The 19226-nt window shown below is 65.5% G+C and carries 20 protein-coding genes; 8 read left to right on the top strand and 12 right to left on the bottom strand.

Annotated elements, in window-relative coordinates; translation table 11 throughout:
• Positions 1-6: 6 nt before the first annotated feature.
• Both P0652_RS08895 and P0652_RS08890 read right to left on the bottom strand, forming a co-directional pair.
• Positions 7-1131 carry a M48 family metallopeptidase gene (locus tag P0652_RS08895; RefSeq protein ID WP_284178426.1) on the bottom strand — a complete coding sequence of 375 codons (1125 nt, stop codon included), beginning with the start codon at positions 1129-1131 and terminating at the stop codon, positions 7-9.
• A gap of 3 nt (positions 1132-1134) precedes the next feature.
• Positions 1135-2358, bottom strand: coding sequence for a DUF898 family protein (locus tag P0652_RS08890; protein WP_284178425.1), 1224 nt, complete (start codon positions 2356-2358; stop codon positions 1135-1137).
• Positions 2359-2525: 167 nt separating this feature from the next.
• Between P0652_RS08890 and P0652_RS08885 the strand changes: the two genes are divergently transcribed.
• Both P0652_RS08885 and P0652_RS08880 read left to right on the top strand, forming a co-directional pair.
• The gene (locus P0652_RS08885; RefSeq protein WP_284178424.1) at positions 2526-3005 is read left to right on the top strand and encodes a MarR family winged helix-turn-helix transcriptional regulator; all 480 of its coding nucleotides are present in this window, start codon (positions 2526-2528) and stop codon (positions 3003-3005) included.
• Between the two features lie 116 nt (positions 3006-3121).
• Entirely contained in the window at positions 3122-3358 is a 237-nt protein-coding gene (locus P0652_RS08880; protein WP_284178423.1) for a hypothetical protein, read from the top strand.
• A 123-nt stretch (positions 3359-3481) separates the two neighbouring features.
• Here the strand turns inward: P0652_RS08880 and P0652_RS08875 are convergent, their stop codons facing one another.
• On the bottom strand, positions 3482-4105 hold the full coding sequence (locus P0652_RS08875; protein WP_284178422.1) for a L,D-transpeptidase: 624 nt from the start codon (positions 4103-4105) through the stop codon (positions 3482-3484).
• 160 nt (positions 4106-4265) lie between these two features.
• Between P0652_RS08875 and P0652_RS08870 the strand changes: the two genes are divergently transcribed.
• Positions 4266-5192: a histone deacetylase family protein gene (locus P0652_RS08870; protein ID WP_284178421.1), complete on the top strand. Its 927-nt coding sequence runs from the start codon at positions 4266-4268 to the stop codon at positions 5190-5192.
• A gap of 10 nt (positions 5193-5202) precedes the next feature.
• Here the strand turns inward: P0652_RS08870 and ribB are convergent, their stop codons facing one another.
• From ribB to P0652_RS08830, 8 genes are all read right to left on the bottom strand, one after another.
• Positions 5203-6498 (bottom strand): 3,4-dihydroxy-2-butanone-4-phosphate synthase, encoded by a 1296-nt coding sequence (gene ribB, locus P0652_RS08865; RefSeq protein ID WP_284178584.1) that lies wholly within the window; start codon positions 6496-6498, stop codon positions 5203-5205.
• 156 nt (positions 6499-6654) lie between these two features.
• Positions 6655-7740 carry a chorismate synthase gene (gene aroC, locus P0652_RS08860; RefSeq protein WP_284178420.1) on the bottom strand — a complete coding sequence of 362 codons (1086 nt, stop codon included), beginning with the start codon at positions 7738-7740 and terminating at the stop codon, positions 6655-6657.
• Positions 7741-7814: 74 nt separating this feature from the next.
• Complete coding sequence (locus tag P0652_RS08855) at positions 7815-11828, bottom strand: Pls/PosA family non-ribosomal peptide synthetase (RefSeq protein ID WP_284178419.1); 4014 nt, start codon at positions 11826-11828, stop codon at positions 7815-7817.
• 184 nt (positions 11829-12012) lie between these two features.
• Positions 12013-12627 (bottom strand): histidine phosphatase family protein, encoded by a 615-nt coding sequence (locus P0652_RS08850; RefSeq protein WP_284178418.1) that lies wholly within the window; start codon positions 12625-12627, stop codon positions 12013-12015.
• A gap of 4 nt (positions 12628-12631) precedes the next feature.
• The gene (locus tag P0652_RS08845) at positions 12632-13147 is read right to left on the bottom strand and encodes a hypothetical protein (RefSeq protein WP_284178417.1); all 516 of its coding nucleotides are present in this window, start codon (positions 13145-13147) and stop codon (positions 12632-12634) included.
• Positions 13148-13158: 11 nt separating this feature from the next.
• Positions 13159-13995 carry an enoyl-ACP reductase FabI gene (fabI, locus tag P0652_RS08840; RefSeq protein ID WP_284178416.1) on the bottom strand — a complete coding sequence of 279 codons (837 nt, stop codon included), beginning with the start codon at positions 13993-13995 and terminating at the stop codon, positions 13159-13161.
• A gap of 122 nt (positions 13996-14117) precedes the next feature.
• Complete coding sequence (locus P0652_RS08835; RefSeq protein WP_284178415.1) at positions 14118-15020, bottom strand: DnaJ C-terminal domain-containing protein; 903 nt, start codon at positions 15018-15020, stop codon at positions 14118-14120.
• A gap of 111 nt (positions 15021-15131) precedes the next feature.
• Positions 15132-15713: an RT0821/Lpp0805 family surface protein gene (locus P0652_RS08830; protein WP_284178414.1), complete on the bottom strand. Its 582-nt coding sequence runs from the start codon at positions 15711-15713 to the stop codon at positions 15132-15134.
• A gap of 141 nt (positions 15714-15854) precedes the next feature.
• Here P0652_RS08830 and pdxH point away from each other — a divergent pair, with 141 nt between their 5' ends.
• The 5 genes from pdxH to P0652_RS08805 all read left to right on the top strand — a co-directional run bounded on the left by pdxH (position 15855) and on the right by P0652_RS08805 (position 18825).
• Positions 15855-16457, top strand: coding sequence for a pyridoxamine 5'-phosphate oxidase (gene pdxH / locus P0652_RS08825; protein ID WP_284178413.1), 603 nt, complete (start codon positions 15855-15857; stop codon positions 16455-16457).
• A 183-nt stretch (positions 16458-16640) separates the two neighbouring features.
• Positions 16641-17399 carry an SDR family NAD(P)-dependent oxidoreductase gene (locus P0652_RS08820; protein ID WP_284178412.1) on the top strand — a complete coding sequence of 253 codons (759 nt, stop codon included), beginning with the start codon at positions 16641-16643 and terminating at the stop codon, positions 17397-17399.
• Between the two features lie 9 nt (positions 17400-17408).
• Positions 17409-17834, top strand: a complete 426-nt coding sequence (locus P0652_RS08815; protein WP_284178411.1) for an NUDIX hydrolase — start codon at positions 17409-17411, stop codon at positions 17832-17834.
• The gene (locus P0652_RS08810) at positions 17831-18355 is read left to right on the top strand and encodes a TIGR02301 family protein (protein ID WP_284178410.1); all 525 of its coding nucleotides are present in this window, start codon (positions 17831-17833) and stop codon (positions 18353-18355) included. Before P0652_RS08815 ends, P0652_RS08810 begins: the two co-directional genes overlap by 4 nt.
• Positions 18356-18564: 209 nt before the next feature.
• Positions 18565-18825 carry a hypothetical protein gene (locus P0652_RS08805; protein ID WP_284178409.1) on the top strand — a complete coding sequence of 87 codons (261 nt, stop codon included), beginning with the start codon at positions 18565-18567 and terminating at the stop codon, positions 18823-18825.
• Positions 18826-18894: 69 nt separating this feature from the next.
• Here the strand turns inward: P0652_RS08805 and P0652_RS08800 are convergent, their stop codons facing one another.
• Positions 18895-19218: a cupin domain-containing protein gene (locus P0652_RS08800; RefSeq protein ID WP_284178408.1), complete on the bottom strand. Its 324-nt coding sequence runs from the start codon at positions 19216-19218 to the stop codon at positions 18895-18897.
• Positions 19219-19226: the final 8 nt, after the last annotated feature.

Genomic DNA, 19226 nt, shown 5'->3' with positions numbered 1-19226 from the left:
CTGTTCTCACGGTTTGCGGGCGGCGCCGCAGATCGACTTCAGGGCCTGCCATTCGCCCGTGTCGAGAATGGGGCCGCGCGGCTGGCCGGCACTTCCGGCTGCAAGCCGCTCCACTTCGGCGATCCGGTCCTCGGTGACCGGGTGGGCCGCCAGCAGATCGGTAACCGAGCGGCTGGCCTGCCCGAACGGGCTGATCCGGCGGAAGAACAGGTTGATCGCGCGCGGATCCGCGCCGGCCTTTCGCATCAGCTCGACGCTGACGCGGTCGGCCTCGGATTCATTCTCGCGGGAATAGGCCTGCCCGGCGAGCACCTTGCCCATGATGGCAAGGGTCGAGCCGCCGGTCACATCGCCGATGACGAGGCCGATGACCAGCGAGAGCGCGCCGCCATGGATGATCGCGCGGAGCGAATCACGGTTGCGGACATGGCCGATCTCATGGGCAAGAACGCCGGCCACCTCGTCCGGCCCTTCGGCCATGTCGAGAATGGGGCGGAACAGGTAGATCCGCCCGCCGGGCATGGCGAAGGCATTGACGAGCGGGATATCGACCACATCCACGACAAGTGGCCCGCGCAAGGTTGTTCCGGCAGTCAGCCGGGAGACCATGGCATCCAGAGCCGCGCGGCCGGCCGGATTGTCGCGGCCGCAAAAGCGGATGCTCCGCCCCGAGCGCTCGGCGAGGAATTCCACCACCTGCGGCTCGACGCTGCGGCCGATCGCCTCCTCCCAGCGCCAGGGCACGAGCGGCACGGCCAGCCGCGCGAAGAGCGGCAAACCGACCAGCAGGAGGAAGACCACCGAAGCAATGGCGGCCACGCTCCAGACAAGGATGCGGCGGTTGCTGGCCTCACCGGCCCGGCCGCTGGGCAGGGCAGCGAGGGCGGAACCCATCATGAGCTCGAAAGCCGCCAGCGGCAGGGTGAGCCGCTCGCCCGTATCGCGATCGGCCGTGACGCGGTGGAGATGCGCCTCCGCGCCGTGACGCTCGAGGCGGATCTCGCCGAGCGGCCAGATGATGGCCGGACCGTCATCCTCGGGCCGGATATCAAGGCCGGCAGCCAGCCGCCGGACGGTGACCGATCGGGGAACCGGGCGCTGGCCGTCGAAATAGCGACCGGGGCTGTCCATGGCTCAGCCCGCCACGTCGAAGCCGGTATCGAACGCCTCGCCGATGCCGGTGGCGTTGAGGCCGGCCTGCTGTACCACCGCGTCCAGCGCATCGAGGCGGTTGACGGTGACCGAGCGGACGCGCAGGGCCCAGAGCGGCCGGCGGAAGACCAGCTCGGTCACGAGGGCGAGCGCGACGAGGAACCCCGCCGCAGCGATGAGAAGGACAGGCGCGAGCCCGAGCAGCACCAGCGGGTTGGCCACAGCGGCAAGGACGGGCAGGCCGCCGGTGACGGCCATAAGCCCGCCGAAGGCCAGCATCAGCCCGAACAGGGCGAGGTAGTAGCGGATCCAGATCCAGGTGACGGCGCCGGTCGTGAGGGTCGAGGCGAAGGTGATCACGCCGAAGCGTGTTCCGGCGGTGAAAGTGCGGAATTCATGCACGCGATACCGGATCCAGAGGAAGGGCAGCACGGTGAAGGCCAGAATCAGGGCAAGCAACACACCGAAAATGGCACCGATGTCGCCCTCATCGGCTGTTCTCGCCAACCCGCCGAACAAAACGATGACAACGAGCGCCATCACCCAGAGCGCCATCCAGGCCCCCAGCAACGGGCGTGCTTCCGATTCGAAGCTGCCCTGTGCCGAGCCGAACCAGGTATTCTCGATCTTGTAGCGCTCCAGCGCCCTGCGAAAGAACGGGAAGGCGATGCCAAGCGTGACCATGGTCAGCACCAGCCACCCGATCGTGCGGAGCAGATAGGCCGTTCCGCTGCCGGACTGGTGGAACTGGACGCCGCGATAGCGCGTGCGCGTGAGCCGATAGCGGCGGGCGCGATAGCTCAGGATCTGGACAACAGCCGGCATGATCAGCACGCCGAGGATGCCGGCGAGCGTCGGCCCGAGAACCTGCCCGCCGAATAGGCTGACCAATGTACCGGCGAGATAGATCGGGACGACAATGGCCAGCGCGATCAGGAAGCCGACGAACAGCTCGCGCCCGGTGCCGGTATATTCAAAACCGTCGCCGGCCAGCCGTGTGTTGCGCCAGTAGTAGCGGCGCAGGGCGGTCTTGTACCAGAAACGGTAGATGCCGAGCGTGATGACGGTCAGCAGCGTTCCTGCGACGACCTGCCCGGCGAGCGGCGCGGTGACAGCGTCGAGCGAATCAGACTGTTCCCCCGGAGAAGATTGTGCCGGCCCCCAGGGAGACGGCTCGGCGGTCCGCTGGATCGTGGGAACATGCATAAGCGGATTCCGTCATTCATCCGGGCAACCGGAAGCGATTGTGTCAGAACCGGCGAGGTAACCGATTTGCAACAAGCGGCGTGTTTATGGCATGGGGCACAGGGAATGAAAAGATCCCAGCGGTTTGCGCCCCGGTGCCGGGGCGGACGCCGCGCATGGAATGAACGATGACCGATCGCCAGCCTGTCACCCCCGCCCGGATCTGGTTCCGGTTTCTCCGTCTGCACCAGCGCGGCCATGGCGCTATCGCCCAGCGCCTGCGCCTGCTGGGTCTCTCGGTTGCCCAGTTCGACCTGCTCTCCACCCTGACCGAAGCCGAGGGCATCACGCAGCGTGATCTTGCCGAGCGCCTCTACGTCACCAAGGGCAATGTGTCGGGCCTTGTCGACCGGCTGGTCGAGGCGGGCATGGTCGATCGGCGCGCCATCCCGGGGGACCGCCGCTCCTACGCGCTACATCTGACCGAATCCGGCCGGAAGGTCGCGCAGGCCGGCATGGAGGCACAGCAGCTCTTCGTCAACGAGACGGTGGGGAAACTGTCGCCGCGCGATCTTGAATTGCTCGACCAGGTGATCACCCGCTGGCGCGACACGATCCGGGCGCTCGAGCAACCCGGACCGGATGGCCAGGGCAGCACGCAGCGCTGATCGTCCCGGAAACCGTTTGCCGCGATTTCTCCGCTTTTTGGTCAAACGGCCCCCAGAATGAGCCGCCATATCCCCCGTCAGAGCAGCCAATCAAGGCTGACGATGCAACCAAGGGGATGACAATGATTCCGGCCTCGATCGATCGAGCCTCCATTCTTGCCGAAGCCGTCCGGAATGCGGAAGAAATTCATGTGACGCGCGAACGGCTTGCCTCGCGCGACCATGTGTCCCGGAACTACCGGGCCATCGCATTGCCGGCCCTGGCCGCGGCAACCCGCCGGATCGCCGAACAGCGCAAGCGCCTCGCCACCCTGCGTCAGGCCGAGATGCTGCCGGATCATACGGCGCTCTAAGGCACCGCCCTCCCCGACCTCCAGAGGCCTTCCCGGCCCCCCCAGCGAAGCGCTTTACCGCACCGAAAACAAAAAAGGCGGCCCGCAAGGCCGCCTTTGTGATGTCTGCAGGAATGCCCCGGCTCAGCGGACGACGACCTTCGCGCCGACCTTGATGCGGTTGTAGAGGTCGATCGCATCGATGTTGTGCATCCGGATACAGCCCAGCGAGACCGGCATGCCGATCATTTCCGGCTCGTTCGTGCCATGGATGCGGTATTCCGTGTCGCGGCCGCGCTCGTCATGCAGGTAGATGCCGCGGGCGCCGAGCGGATTGTTCGGGCCACCCGACACCGTGGCCGGCAGCGAGGGCACCATCTGGCGGGCGGTATTGCCCGGTGTCCAGGACGGCCATTCGACCTTGCGGCCGACATAGGCCACGCCCGACCATTGATGGGCTTCCATCCCCGGCGAGATCTCGTAGCGGAGGGCCGTGCCACCTTCCTCGATATAATAGAGGAAGCGCGCATCCGAATCGACAACGACCGTACCGGGAACCTTCTCGTTCGTCGGGTTCGGCATGCGGAAGCGGGCCCGCCTGGGATCAAGATCCCGATTGAGGGATTGCGGCGCCAGCGCGAGCAATTGCACATCCCGTGCCGACAGGGTCGGGTCCGGGAAGGACGAATACTGCGTGCAGGCCGCAGCCATCAGGCAAAGGCCGAGGGCGACGATGGGGCGGAGGAATCGATAAAAATCCGTGTGCATGGCCGAACTAAAGCAAGGGAAGGTTGCGGTTTGCTTAATGGCATGTGAATCAGCGGCATAGTGCTGCAAAGACACACTGCTTCCAAGCCTTGATTTTTCTTGACCCGGACGTGCGCTATCGCACAGCCTGAACCCTCCTTCGCCAGAACCGAGCTGCTCCTTGTCCACGCTGCTGATCTCAGACCCCGTCTTTCTCGGTCATGCCATGCCGGCTGGCCATCCCGAGCGCCCTGACCGGCTGCGCGCCGTCGAGGAGGCGCTGGCGGAGCCGCGATTCGCGGATCTGGTGCGCGAAGGCGCGGCGACCGGCCGGATCGGACTTGCAGAGCTGGTTCACCCTGCTGGCTATGTCGAGGATATTGCAGGCTTTTCTCCGCAGGCAGGCTTCGCCTATCTCGACGGCGACACCTCGATGTCACCGGGATCGTTGCCGGCGGTGCTCGCCGCGATGGGTTCCGCCGAGCGCGCGGTCACGGCGGTGATGGGCGGCGAGGTGAACAACGCCTTCGTCGCGGCGCGGCCGCCCGGCCACCATGCCGAACGCGAGACGGCGATGGGGTTCTGCCTGTTCAACACAATCGCCGTGGCGGCGCGGATCGCCCAGAAACAGGGCGCGGAACGGGTGGTCATCGTCGACTGGGATGTGCATCACGGCAATGGCACGCAGGATATCTTCTGGGCCGACCGCGACGTGATGTTCATCTCGAGCCACGAGATGCCGCTCTACCCGGGCACGGGCGCGGCAAGCGAACGCGGCGAGAATGACATGATCGTCAATGTGCCGTTGCGGGCCGGCGATGACGGCGCGGTCTTTCGCGAGGCCTACCGCAATGCCGTCTTCCCACGGATCCGGGCGCATCGGCCGGACCTGATCCTGATCTCGGCCGGGTTCGACGCGCATCGGCGCGACCCACTCGCCAATCTCCGGCTGGAGGCAACCGATTTCGCCTGGGCCACGGCCGAGCTGATGGCTCTCGCCGGGAGCCTCTGCGGTGGCCGCATCGTCAGCCTGCTGGAAGGCGGCTATGATCTCGAAGGGCTTTCCACCTCTGTCGCTGCCCATGTCGAGACCCTGATGGGCGCCTGAAAGCGCCCGGTCAGAGCGGCTCGGTCTTCTCGATCTCGATGCCGAAGGCCGCAAGGCCGACAAAGGCGCGGCTGCCGCTGGTCGAGAGGTTGCGGATCGACGACACGCCGAGATCCCGCAGGATCTGCGCGCCGAGCCCGACCTCACGCCACGCCTTCTGGCGCAGCGCATCGGAACTGGCGGGCGCCTCGAATCCGGCCGATGGCACCCCGGCGGTGCCGTCCCGCAGATAGACCAGCACGCCGCGCCCCTCGGCCTTGAAGGTCTGGAGGGCCTTCTCGATCGTCTTTCCGCCGCCGAACACATCCGTCAGCGCATTGGCGCGGTGCAGGCGCGTCAGCACATTGCGGCCATCGCCGATCTGGCCATGGACCAGCGCGAGATGCTGCACCTCGTCGAAGGGCGTCGAGAACGCATAGCCGGTGAGACGCCCGATCGAGGTTTCCACCGGGAAGGTGGCGACCCGGTCGATCAGTTTCTCGCGGGCCTGCCGGTAGGCGATCAGATCGGCGATGGTGAGAATCCGCAGGCCATGCTTTTCGGCGAAATCGGTCACCTGCTTTCCTTTGGTGACCGTGCCGTCATCGTTGACAAGTTCGGAAATCACACCGACCGGCGGCAGGCCGGCCAGCCGGCAGAGATCGACCGCGGCCTCGGTATGGCCGGAGCGCATCAGCACGCCACCATCCCGGGCGATCAGCGGGAAGATATGGCCGGGACGGACGAAATCATTCGCCTGGACATTGCCATTGGTCAGTGCGCGCACGGTGGCGGTGCGCTCGTCGGCGGAAATGCCAGTGGTCAGCCCCTCCCGGTAATCGATCGAGACGGTGAAGGCTGTCGTATGCGCGCTGTCATTCACCGCGACCATCGGGTCCAGCCGGAGGCGGCGTGCCTCGGCCACGGTAATCGGCGCGCAGACGATGCCGGAGGTGTGGCGGACGATGAAGGCCATCTTCTCCGCCGTGCAGAGCGAGGCGGCGACGATGAGATCGCCCTCGCCTTCGCGGTCATCATCATCCGTGACGACGACGATTTCGCCGCGGGCATAGGCCGCGATGGCCTCCTCGATCCGCTGGGTCGTGTCCTGCATGGGAAATCCTCTCGAATTGGGCGCGAGGCCGAGAAAATCATTGGGCGTTACCGTACCGCCGGTCTCGCGGGCGATGGCCTCGGCCGTCTCGCGGGAAATCCAGGGCGCATTCTCGCGGCAGAGCTGGGTAATGGTTGCCGGCGACACGCCGATGCGCGCGGCGAAGTCGATGCGCTTTGTCCCGGTCCGTTTCAGCCATTCCGCAAGTTTCATGGCCGTGATGTGGCCCTTCAAAGCGAAGGCGTCAATGAAATTGATCACGAAATCGCAGGAATTTTATTTCAGATAAAATTCCTGCGCCTCAAGATCCCGGCAACAAGGGAGGCAGGATCGCTTCGCCCAGCAAAGCCGGTCGCCAGCCAGGAGCGCTCAGCCCACCTGGCCGCGATGGCGGAGATAATGATCGGCCAGCACGATGGCCATCATCGCCTCACCGACCGGTACCGCGCGGATGCCCACACAGGGATCATGCCGCCCCTTGGTCAGGATCTCCGTCTCGTTGCCGAAGCGATCCACCGTCTCGCGCGGGGTGAGAATGGAGGAGGTCGGCTTCACCGCGAAGCGGACAACGATGGGCTGGCCGGTGGAGATGCCGCCGAGAATGCCGCCGGCATGATTGGCCATGAAAACCGGCCTGCCATCATTGCCGATCCGCATCGTGTCGGCATTCTCCTCGCCGGTCAGTTCTGCCGCGCCGAAGCCAGCGCCGATCTCGACGCCCTTGACGGCGTTGATCGAAATCATGGCCGAGGCGAGATCGGCGTCGAGCTTGCCGTAGATCGGCGCGCCGAGACCCGCCGGCACGCCCTCGGCCACGATTTCCAGCACTGCACCGACGGAGGAGCCACTCTTCCGGATACCATCGAGATAGCTGGCGTAGAAGGCAGCCATTTCGGCATCCGGGCAGAAGAACGGGTTGTTTCCGACCTCATCCCAGTTCCAGCGGCCGCGGTCGATGGCGTGCGGCCCCATCTGGACAAGGGCACCGCGCACGCGCATGCCCGGCACGATCTTGCGGGCAATGGCTCCCGCCGCCACGCGCATCGCCGTCTCGCGCGCGGAGGAACGCCCGCCGCCGCGCGGATCGCGGATGCCATATTTCGCGTCATAGGTGAAATCGGCATGGCCCGGGCGATAGGCCGAGGCAATGGCTGAATAATCCTTCGATCGCTGGTCGACATTCTGGATGAGCAGGCCGATCGAGGTGCCGGTCGTGCGCTGGATGCCGTCCGACTCGGTATAGACGCCGGAAAGGATCTTCACCTCGTCCGGCTCCTGCCGCTGGGTCGTGTAGCGGCTCTGGCCCGGGCGGCGGCGATCGAGATCGGCCTGGATATCGGCCTCAACGAGCGGGATCATGGGCGGGCAGCCATCGACCACACAGCCGATGGCCGGGCCGTGGCTCTCGCCGAAGGTTGTGAAGCGGAAGAGATGACCGAAGGAATTATGCGACATGCGCGCGATCTAGCGCGAATGGCCATAGTTGCGCAATCGCCTCACGATCGCCGGCCTCCACCTTGCTGCAAGGATCAATGCGTGCTGGCCACCGGAACTGCAGGCGCGCCGCCCCATACCGTGCTGGCGGGGATCTGCTCGCCCTTCATCACCAGCGTCAGCGGGTTGAGGCGGGCATAATCGCCGACACGGGTATCGTAGAGCACCGTGGCGAAGGAGCCGATTGTCACGCCGTCGCCAATCTCGACCCGGCCGACCTTCATCACGCGGTCCTCGTAGAGATGCGTCTGGAGGCAGGAGAGATCGTTCATGGCTACATGGTTGCCGACCTTGACGCAGTCGAATTCGGTGATGTCGGTCGTGTCCATATACACGCCCTCGCCGATCTTCGCGCCGAAGAGACGGAGGAACATCGGCAGGAAGGGCGTTCCACGGAGGTGCTCGAGCAGGACCTTGCCGCCAAGGCCCCAATAGAGCACGGCGACAGCCTCGGTCTTCATGGCCCACCAGGACCACATCGGCTTGGCCACCGGCTTGTAGACGCCCATCAGCAGCCATTTGATGGCGCAGACACAGAGGACCATGATGATCGGCATGACAAGGCTGGCCACCACGAACCAGCCGAGCGCCGCCGCATAGGCCACGCGCTCATAGGCGGGGTCGATGAAGAAATAGACCGCAATCGAGCCGAGCGTCAGGAACAGCATCGTCGGGAAGGTGGTGTGCATGGCCTCGAAAACCGCCCGCCAGAGCTTCATGCGCAAGGGCGGCTCGTAGGTCCAGTTGGCGGCGATATCGCCGAATTTCTGGCGGACCGGAAACTTGATCGGCGGGGAGCCGAACCAGGTCTCTTCCTTTTCCGCCAGGCCGGATTCCGGCGCCCGGGATTTCACGCCGATCAGCGCGCCTTCCTTCAGATGCGAACCATGGGCAATCACGGCATTGTTGCCGACAAAGACACGGTCCTCAATCACCGTCTTGCGGAAGGTGACCCAGCCGCGATGGTTGTCCTCGTCGCCAAGCACGCATTCATCGGCCATGAAAGACCCCTCACCGATCGAGATCAGATCGTAGCGGGCACCGATATTGGTCGAGATTTCCGCGCCCTTGCCGATCCGCGCACCCATCAGGCGATACCAGTTGCGCATATAGATCGTCGCGTAGAGCGAAGAGAGCGTGTCGAGCGAGACCTCGGTGGCGAGGTTCACCATCCATTGCCGGAGATAGAAGAAGGAATGGATCGAATGCGTGCCCTCCTGCAGCCGGCGCGGCAGCAGGATCCAGCGGATGGCGATGACGAAGGCCAGTGTGAAGAGGACGAGCGCCGCGCCCATCAGCCAGGCAACGAAGGGCAGCACATGATACCATTCGACACCGGGGAGCGAGTCCACCAGCAGGGTTTCAACCGTATCGAAGACGAAAAAGGCCGGGAAGAGCGGGATCAGGCCGATTGCCGAGAAGGCCAGGATCAGCGTGCCATAGACCCAGTACTGGACATGCGCCCAGAGCCGGCCCGGCAAGGATTTCGGCGGCAATGCCGCCAGATCCACCATGCCGATTTTCCGCGCGGGTGATCCGTCCCAGATCTCGGCATTGCCGATCCGGGCGTTTTCCGCAAGCGCCGTCATGTCCTCGATCCGGGCATCCGCGCCGATGACGCAGCCGGCGGGAATGATCGACTGGTTGCCGATATAGGCATCACGGCCGATCTCGACCCGGCCGATGATCAGTTCGCCCGCAACGATCTCGGCATTGGCGACATTGGCCTTGTGCCCGATCGAGGCGCCGGCGCCGATCGTCACGAGGTCGGCGGCACCGAATTCGGCATGCGCGATCAGCACGCCGGAACCGATCTTCGCACCCATCAGCCGCAGATAGAGCCGCATGATCGGCGAATTGGCGAGATAGCTCGGATGGACCAGCGCATTGAGGCGCTGCACGAACCACCAGCGGTAGAAATATGCGCCCCAGAGCGGGTAGCGGCCGGGGCGCGTCCGGCCGAGGACCAGCCATTTCAGCGCAACAACCAGCGCCAGCGTACCGAACTTGATGCACATATAGGCCGAGCAGAGCACGGCCACCGTCATCCCGAAGGAAAGGTCGCGCTCGCTGATGAACATGAAGGTGATGAACACCCCGAGCCATTGCAGCGTCGAGACCGAGAGGATGACCGGCATGGCCAGGGCCTGGGCGACACCGCAGGCGAAGCGCTTCATCCGGCTCGGCGGCACGAAGGACAGGTCGGGCGGCGGCGCAGAGAGCATGGCGCCGAAGCGCTCGTCCAGCATCGCGGCGATCTTGCGCAGGGTGCGCAGCTGGTAGATGTCCTGCAGCGTGATGCCGGCAAAGGCCGGCGTCTCGCGCACAATCGAGATAAACTGCGCGGCGATCAACGAGTGGCCGCCGAGATCAAGGAAGAAATCCGCCTCGAAGGTGATGGCGCGGCCCGGCAGCACCTTGCGGGCTGCCGTCAGCAGCAGGGCCTCGGTCTCGGTGCGCGGCGGCTCCTCGTCATTCGCGGCCACGATCTGCTCCGAAAGCGTCATCGCCTTCAGCGCCTTGCGGTCAGTCTTGCCGGAAATCAGGCGCGGCAGGCTTTCCACCGGCTCGAACCGTTCCGGGATCATGTAGGCCGGCAGGCGGCGGCGGAGTTCCTCGCGCAATGTGGTCGGGACGACGATGCTCTCGGCCTCGGGCACGACAAAGGCGACGAGGCGGTCCATGCCGCTATCGCTGCGCACCACGACGGCAGCCTGGGCGATATCATCGCAATCGACCAGCGCGTTCTCGATCTCGCCAAGTTCGACGCGGAAGCCGCGGATCTTCACCTGGTCGTCGATGCGGCCATGGAAGACGATGTTCCCCTCGGCGTTGAGGCTGACGGCATCACCGGAGCGGTAGAGGATCGGGTCCGGCCCGTCGGCATCGAACGGGTTGGCGATGAATTTCTCGGCTGTCAGTTCCGGCCGGGCGAGATAGCCCTGCGCCACGCCCGGCCCGCCGATCAGCAGCTCGCCCTCGCGGCCCGGCGGACAGAGGGCCAGCGTCTCGTCGACGATGTAGCAGGTGTAATTGGGGATCGGCTTCCCGATCGTGACCGGGCGGCCGGGCATCACCTCGTCCACCGTGGCGACAACGGTGGCCTCGGTCGGACCGTAGGTATTGAGGATCCGGCGGCCCGGGCGGGACCAGCGTTCGACCAGGGCCGGCGGCAGCGCCTCGCCGCCGAGCAGGATAAGGCGGAGGCCGGGAATGTCCTTCGGAATGACGGAGAGCAGGGTCGGCACCGTATCGATGACGGTCACGCCTTCCTGGTCGAGCAGCTGCGGCAGCCTCTCGATATCGGCCATGGTCTCCGGCGTGGCGACGACAAGGGTCGCGCCGGCAAGATATGGCACCCAGATCTCTTCCATGGAGAGATCGAAAGCGACGGAGGCGCTCTGGAAGACGATGTCATCGCGCGTGATGCCGTAGACGGCATTCGCCGAGCGCAGGAAATGGCAGATATTCTGCTGGCTGATCACGATGCCCTTGGGCACGCCTGTCGAGCCGGAGGTGTAGATCAGATAGGCCGGGTCGGCCGGCGAGGCGGCAGCAACCGGCGCGTCCGGCAGGTCGCCTTCCGAAAGCAGCGCCGCAGCCGAAAGCAGCGGCTGCGTAATCTCACGGGCTTTCGTCAGTCCGACTTCGTCGGTAATCAAGGCAATGCCGGATGCATCGGCAAGGCAGGTGGCGATCCGGTCAACCGGAGCATCCGCATCAAAAGGCAGGAAGGCGGCGCCGCTCTTGGCAATCGCGACCTGCGCGAGAAGCAAGTCGATGCCGCGCGGCATCCAGAGGCCGATTACCGCGCCGGGAACGGCACCGGATGCGGCAAGGCGCGAGGCGGCACGGTCGGTCAGGGCTTCTGCCTCAGCCCAGGAGACCGTGCGGTCGCCGGAACGGTAGAGAATGCGCGCGCCCTCTCGGGCTGCGCTGGCCCGGAACAGATCCGCCAGTGTTTCGGGACGGAGAAGGCTGGCATCGCGCATGCCGTGCAGCACCGCATGGTGCTCGGCTTCCGCAAGCCGCGAAGCTTCCGCGATCATCGTCCATCCCCCGCTGGCCCTTCCGGGCATTTTCTTCAGGCGGCAGAAACACAGCCGGATCGACAGCATTAGTCAATCCGGATGCACTCCGGCGCGACTGCCCTGCCTCTGCCGGGCACCGACATGTCCTACCAATCGGCCCTGCGTATCTTCCCCTGCAACTGAATTGGGGCTGAACGAGGATTCAGGCGTGGCCCGTATGCGGAAGCCAGGCCATCCGCCCTGCGGCGAAACGAAGCACGCGCCCCTGCCAGATATCGGCATGGAGCACCTGCTCGGCCGGCAGATCGGCGAGGAGATACATCATGACCCGGGCGATCCCGCCATGCGAGACAATGCAGCAGGGCCGCTCCGATTCCGCGAGAAACCCGCCGACGCGCTCCGCGACGCCGGCATAGCTCTCACCGCCCGGCGGGGCGAAACGCCAGCGATCCTTGTTGCGGTCGCGGTGATTGATCGGATCTCTCACGCGGATTTCTGGCCAGGTCTTGCCTTCCCAATGGCCAAAGCCGATCTCAGCCAGACGGGGATCAAGCCCGTAGGCGAGATCCGGCCTGGCGAGCGCTTCCAGCAGGAGATCGGCAGTCTGCCGCGTCCGCTTCAGCGGACTGGCGTAAACCGGCAGATCCTTCAGGGCGCCGGCGCCGAAATCTGCCTCGACCGCGAGGCGAAGGGTTTCCGCCACAGCCCTCGCCTGCGAACGCCCGCGGGAATTGAGATCGGTATCGGTCCTGCCCTGCAGCCGCCCCTCGCGATTCCAGTCGGTCTCGCCATGGCGCACGAAATAGATCGTTGTCATCGCCCTACTCGACGATCACCTTCGCGGAAATCTCGCGAATATCACCATCGGGATAGACGATTCTGAACTGGAAGGTCTCCTCGCCCTTGAACCGCCGTTCCGGGCGATAGAACACGCCCAGTCCGTAAGGCGAGGTGCCGATGCAGTTGGTGCGCGGCGCACCGGGCACGGCCCGCAGGTTGATCGCGTTCGGCCGGGTGTAGAGCTTGCCGTTCTTCGGCGCTTCCGTCGTGTCGAGGCGCGGGTTCGGGCCGACCTTGCATTCACGCGATAACGTCAGGTAGGTGCTGATGAAGACCTCGCGGCCGATGCGGCCTTTCCGCTCGACTTCCGTCTTCACGATTTTTGGCTCGGGCTTCGGCTGGTTGGCCGGGGCGGTCTGCGAGAGCGGCTGGAGGCCGGGCACCTGGGGGCTGACGGCCTGGGCCGAGGCCGTTGCCGGCGCGAACAGGAGGCCGGCTGCGACAACCCCGGCAAGGTACCGTGCGGAAACAAGGCGCTTGTCGATGGTGGCCGGCATGATGGCTTCCCTCAATCCTTGTCGAGCGAGAGATCCGGAGCATCCGGGTTTTTCATGCCAACAATGTGATAGCCTGCATCCACGTGGCTGACCTCGCCGGTCACCCCGCGCGACATGTCCGACAGGAAATAGACCGCGCTCTGGCCGACTTCCTCGGCCGTCACGGTCCGGCGCAGCGGCGCGTTGTATTCATTCCATTTCAGGATGTAGCGGAAATCGCCGATCCCGGAAGCCGCGAGCGTCTTGATCGGGCCGGCGGAGATGGCGTTGACGCGGATCGCCTTGGGGCCGAGATCGGCCGCGAGATAGCGCACCGAGGCTTCGAGTGCGGCCTTGGCCACGCCCATCACGTTGTAATGCGGCATCCATTTTTCGGCGCCGTAATAGGTCAGCGTGAGGATGGAGCCGCCATCCGTCATCAGCTTTTCCGCCCGCTGGGCCACTGCCGTCAGCGAGTAGCAGGAGATCAGCATCGTGCGAGAGAAATTGGCTTCAGACGTCTCGACATAGCGGCCGGTCAACTCGTCCTTGTCGGAGAAAGCGATGGCGTGGACCACGAAATCCAGCTTGCCCCAGGCCTTCTCGACCTCGGCGAAGACCGTATCGATGGTGGCGCTGTCGGTGACATCACAATGGCCGACGACGAGGGCACCAAGTTCGGCGGCCAGCGGCTCGACGCGCTTCTTCAGCGCATCGCCCTGATAGGTGAAGGCCAGTTCCGCGCCGGCGGCATGTGCCGCCTTGGCAATGCCCCAGGCGATCGACATCTTGTTGGCAACGCCCATGATGAGGCCGCGCTTGCCGCGCATCACACCGCTGATCGGGTTTGCATCCTGCGTCGTGGTCATCCGTCCTCGATCCTCGGTCTCATACGAAAGATGCCGCGCAACGCGAAGCAGCCCGGCTTTCTGCCTTCCATACCCGGTTCCGGCGAAGGTTCAAGCCTTGGCAGCCGGCCCTGCACCGGCTTTCAGGCCCGCCGGCGGCGGAAAAACCCTTCCATCTCGGGATCGGGCGGGCCGAGATCGATATCGAGCGAGACCAAGAGATCCCCGGCACTGTCCTTGCCAGGCAGGCCCTTGCCGCGCAGGCGCAGGGTCTTTCCGCCGCTCGTCCAGGCCGGGACGGTAACCTCGACCTCGCCCTGCAATGTGGGCACGCGGATGGTCCCGCCGAGCACGGCCTCCCGGATCGGGACCGCCACCGAGAGGCGGAGATCCTGCCCGTCCACCATGAAGCGGGGATGGCGCTGATAGCGCAAGGTGACGCGCACATCGCCATTCGGCCCGCCGAACGGCGAGGGATAGCCCTGCCCGCGCAGCCGCAACGTGGCGCCGTTGGCCGCGCCCCGGGGAATGTTCACCTCGACCGCGCGGCCATCCGGAAGGGTGATCCTGCGCGAACCGCCGGCGACCACATCCTCCAGCGCGATGGCAGCCTCGAGTTCGATATCCTCGCCCGCCGGGATGGGCGATGCGCGGCTCGCGCGCGGTTCATCGCGGCCCGGCGTCTCGAACTGGCGGAAGAGATCGGAAAACATGTCGCGCGGGTCGGCACGGCCACCCCCCGAACCGAAATCGAACCGGAAGCCACCCGGCCCCCCTGCACCGCCGGCGGGGTCGAAGCCCATGCCGGCACCGGCCCTCGGGCGACCCTCGGCATCGATCTCGCCGCGGTCAAAGGCACGTTTCTTGACGGCATCGCCCAGGATCTCGTAGGCGGCATTGACCTCGGCGAAACGCTCCTTGGCTTTCGGATCGTCCTTGTTGTGATCGGGATGATGGGTCTTGGCGAGACGGCGGAAGGCGCGCTTGATGTCCTCGGCGCCAGCGTCCCGCTTCACTCCCAGAACGGTATACGGATCGCGCATCATGTCCTCAGCTCTGCCAGGGCCCGGCGGGTCGGTCATCGGGCCGGGGGAACAGCCCATACGCCATGGAGATGGGCATGGCGCAGCATTTTTGCAACAGTCACGTTTTTCGCCTCAGGGCCGCCGGACGGTGCCGCCCGCCTCCTCCAGCATGGAGGTGGAAGGGGCCGGGAAGGGCTGGTTGCGCTCGGCCGCAGCCGCAGCGGCGGCGGGGGCGCCGATTCGGGACGAGGCGGTGGTCTCGGCGCCGGCCGGCTGGACCTGCCGCAACGCCCATTCGCCCGGCCCGATCCGGCAGGCCTGGCCCTGGTGGCGGATCTCGCGGGACGTGATGCCCGCCTGCTGGATCGTGGCCGTGAAGGGCCGGCAGATCGTGTTGTCGACCAGCACGAGGTTGCCGGATGCCACGAATGTGCCCTTGCGCTTGCTGGCAGGGTTGTCCCAGTTGACCGGCTGGCCGGAACCCTGTGGATCGACCGCGAGCGACAGGGCGGCCTGGGCCCGGCGCCAATCCTCCTCGTCGAGCGAGGGGTCAAGCGGCGAGACAGGACGGGTGATGGAGGCGGTACTCTCGGGGTCCTCCTGCAGGGAGGCGAGATGCATCGTCAGGCTGCATCCACCCAGCGCGAATGGCAACCCGGAGGCGAGAACAAGCGCAAGGACGGCGGCACGTGCGTTGCAGAAAGCCGTGACCACCCTATATCCAAAGGCGGCAGGCCGGTTGCTTCCGGCGCGCAAGAGGCTAGGGATGATGCTCCTGCCTGTTTGGAATTTTGTGCAACGCAGCACGACGCGACCCCAGAGATACACAAACGCTATTAAAGAACGGAAGCGTTAATGACCGGTGAGTCCCCAGAAATGCCGGACCCGTTTCGGCTGTTCGAATCGTGGTTTGGCGAGGCCCGCGCCAGCGAGCCGAATGATCCGAACGCCATGGCTCTGGCCACGGCGGATGCGGATGGCCTGCCGAATGTCCGGATGGTCCTGATGAAGGGGATCGATCCGGCGGGCGTGGTCTTCTACACCAACACGCAGAGCCAGAAGGGCCAGGAAATCACCGCCAATGCCCAGGCAGCCGTGGTGTTCCACTGGAAGAGCCTGCGCCGGCAGGTGCGGTTCCGCGGTGCGCTCGAGCGCGTCAGCGAGGCCGAGGCCGATGCCTATTTCGCCTCGCGCCCCCGGGACAGCCGGATCGGCGCCTGGGCCTCGCAGCAATCGCGGCCGCTGGAAAGCCGCTTCGCCCTCGAGAAGGCCGTGGCGCGGGAAGCCGCGCGATTCGGCCTTGGCGATGTGCCGCGTCCGCCGCACTGGACAGGGTTCCGCCTGGTTCCCGCCTATATCGAGTTCTGGCAGGACAAGCCGTTCCGCCTGCATGACCGGCTGGTCTTCCGACGGGACGGGCCGGATGCGCCGTTCCGGACCGAGCATCTCTACCCGTGAATTCCGGACGGCGAAGACTTCTGCAATCCTCGTTCTCCGCCGTCTTTTCGTCTATCACCCTGTTTCTGACCGATTGGAAAATGCGCTAGGACTCGTGCCGGAATTCGGGGATCACTCCCCGCCGACTTGCCCCGTCCGCATTGCCCCTTCCGGCGTCAGTCCCACATCCCTGGAGTCGCGATCATGGAAAGCCAGCGCAGCAATTCTTCCGGCGAACGCCGGATACTCGTGCTTACCGGCGCCTCGCGCGGGATCGGTCATGCCACCGTGAAGCGATTCGGCTCGGCCGGCTGGCGCGTTATCGCCTGTTCCCGGCAGCCCTTTCCCGAGAATTGCCCGTGGGAAGGCGGCCAGGATGATCATGTCCAGGTCGATCTTGCCGATCCGCAGGATACCCTGCGCGCCATCGAGGAGATCAAGAGCCGCCTGCCGGAGGGCAAGCTGCATGCCCTTGTCAACAATGCCGGCATTTCACCCAAGGGCGATGGAGGCGCGCGCCTGTCTTCGATCGATACTGCCCTGACCGACTGGCAGAAGGTCTTTCAGGTGAATTTCTTCGCGCCGATCATGCTGGCGCGCGGCCTGAAGGAACAGCTGCATGCAACCAAGGGCGCGGTGGTCAATGTCACCTCGATCGCCGGGAGCCGGGTCCACCCGTTTGCCGGGGCAGCCTATGCCACGTCCAAGGCGGCGCTTGCCTCGCTGACGCGCGAGATGGCGGCGGATTTCGGCCCGATGGATGTGCGCGTCAACGCCATCTCGCCGGGCGAGATCGACACCTCGATCCTTTCCCCCGGCACGGACAAGATTGTCGAGACGCTGCCCATGCGCCGGCTCGGCACGCCGGAAGAGGTGGCCAAGGCCATCTATTTCCTGTGCACGGAAGCCTCGTCCTATGTGACGGGCGCCGAGTTGCATATCAATGGCGGCCAGCATGTGTGACGGCGCCGGATGAGTGCCGTCCAGCGTCCGGTCCTTGCTGCCTCGATCGCCGTTTTCCGCGCCGGCAAGGTGCTGCTGATCCAGCGCGCCAAGGCTCCGGCCCTCGGGCTCTATTCACTGCCCGGCGGGCGGATCGAGGCCGGCGAGACTTTGCGGGACGGCGTCTTGCGGGAATTGCAGGAAGAATTGGCGCTGGAGGCTGAACTGGTCGGTTTTGTCGACCATGTCGAGCATATCGAGGCGGATGAGACGGGCGGAATCCGCGCCCATGCCGTGATCGCTGCGTTCTGCGGGCATTGGCGCTCCGGCGAGCCGGTTCCCTCGGACGAAGTCAGCGACTGGCTCTGGGTTGACCCGCATGCGCCGGGTGACCTGCCGATGACGCGGCGCCTGCCGGAAATTCTCGCCCGGGCCGCCGCCATGGTGGCGCGATGATTGGCCGGAACCTGTCTGCCATCCTCGGTGCGATGCTGCTCCTTGCCCTGACGGGAAGCATCCGGTCCGTGGCGCAGGAAACGCCGCCCTCGCGCATCATCCTGACGCCTTCCGCTCCGGCTCAGACGGGGCCGGTTGCGCCGTTGCGGGCCCGCCCCTCGATCCGGCGGCCGGCAGGCGAGAACCCGGTCGCCAGCCGGCCGGCGCCGCCTGTCTCGACCGCGCAGGAAAAGCCGCTGGTCGACCTTTCGGAGGTTGTCGGTGCCCTCGCCTTTCTCAGCCAGCTTTGCCAGCCCGGCGCCCAGCCCAATCCGTGGCGGGCCCGGATGGAGGTGCTGCTTGAGGCCGAGGGCGAGCCCTCCGGCGCGCGGGAGAAGATGGCCGGCGCGTTCAATACCGGCTTTTCGGATTACGCCACCACTTACCGGCAATGCACGCCGGCGGCCGAAGCGGCCCGACTGGCGCTGACGCGTGAGGCCGCGCGGCTGGCCCGCGAGCTCGAGCGCCGCTTCGGCAGTTGATGCAAAGCAGCCACTTTCCACAAACTCGATTCGCCGCGTTAACGAAATCTCAACAGAAGGCTCGCGTTCCCGTGCCGGGCGGTCTAGGGTCCTTCTGCCCGCTCCGGTGGGACTGACGGCGGTGGGGACCGCTTCCGGAACCGGCATCAAGCCGGGACGAAAGACAGGCCACCTGGCAAAGCCGGGGGCGAGAAGACAGGAAGGCGACCGTGCAAACGAGTGACGAGCTTGGCCAATCCCGGGATTCGCTTTACGCCGACCAGCGTCGCGCGGCCTATACCTATGTGAGCGAAGCCTTCGCGGAAGGGCGGTATGACGGGATCGACGGCGATTGCCTCGCCCATGCCGCGCTTTTTGCCGCCTTTGTCGAGCTCGTGGCGAGCTATGGCGAGGATGCCGTGGCGAAATTCGCCGAAAAGCTGCCGGACCGGATCAAGGCCGGCGAATATTCGCTGACGACGAAGAACTGACGGGTCGGGCCTTGTTTGACGAATGCTCGAAGGGCCGGTTCTCCGGCCCTTTTCCATGTCGGCGCCTCATCACGCCAGCATCATCCGGGTCAGCGCGGCCGGGTTCTTCACTTCGATCTCGACAAAGGCGATCGGGTGGTCGGAGCCGTTCATCACATCATGGGTGATGCCGGCAGCGCGCATATAGGACTGGCCCTGTTTCAGCGGCACATCGGTGATCTCGCTGCCATTGTGGATGCGCAGGATGCCATCCGTCAGCATGATCACGAAATACGGCCAGCCATGCTGGTGCCAGCCGGTAACCGCGCCGGGCTCGAAATCATACCGCGTGATGCGGATTGCCTCGTCATCCTGCTGGAGCGTCGGCACGGCGGGAATATCGCACTGGAACATCGCTTCTT

It is taken from the genome of Rhabdaerophilum sp. SD176 (assembly GCF_030143245.1).
Taxonomy (GTDB): Bacteria; Pseudomonadota; Alphaproteobacteria; order Rhizobiales; family Beijerinckiaceae; genus Rhabdaerophilum.
This window is presented reverse-complemented; position numbering and strand designations above follow the sequence as displayed.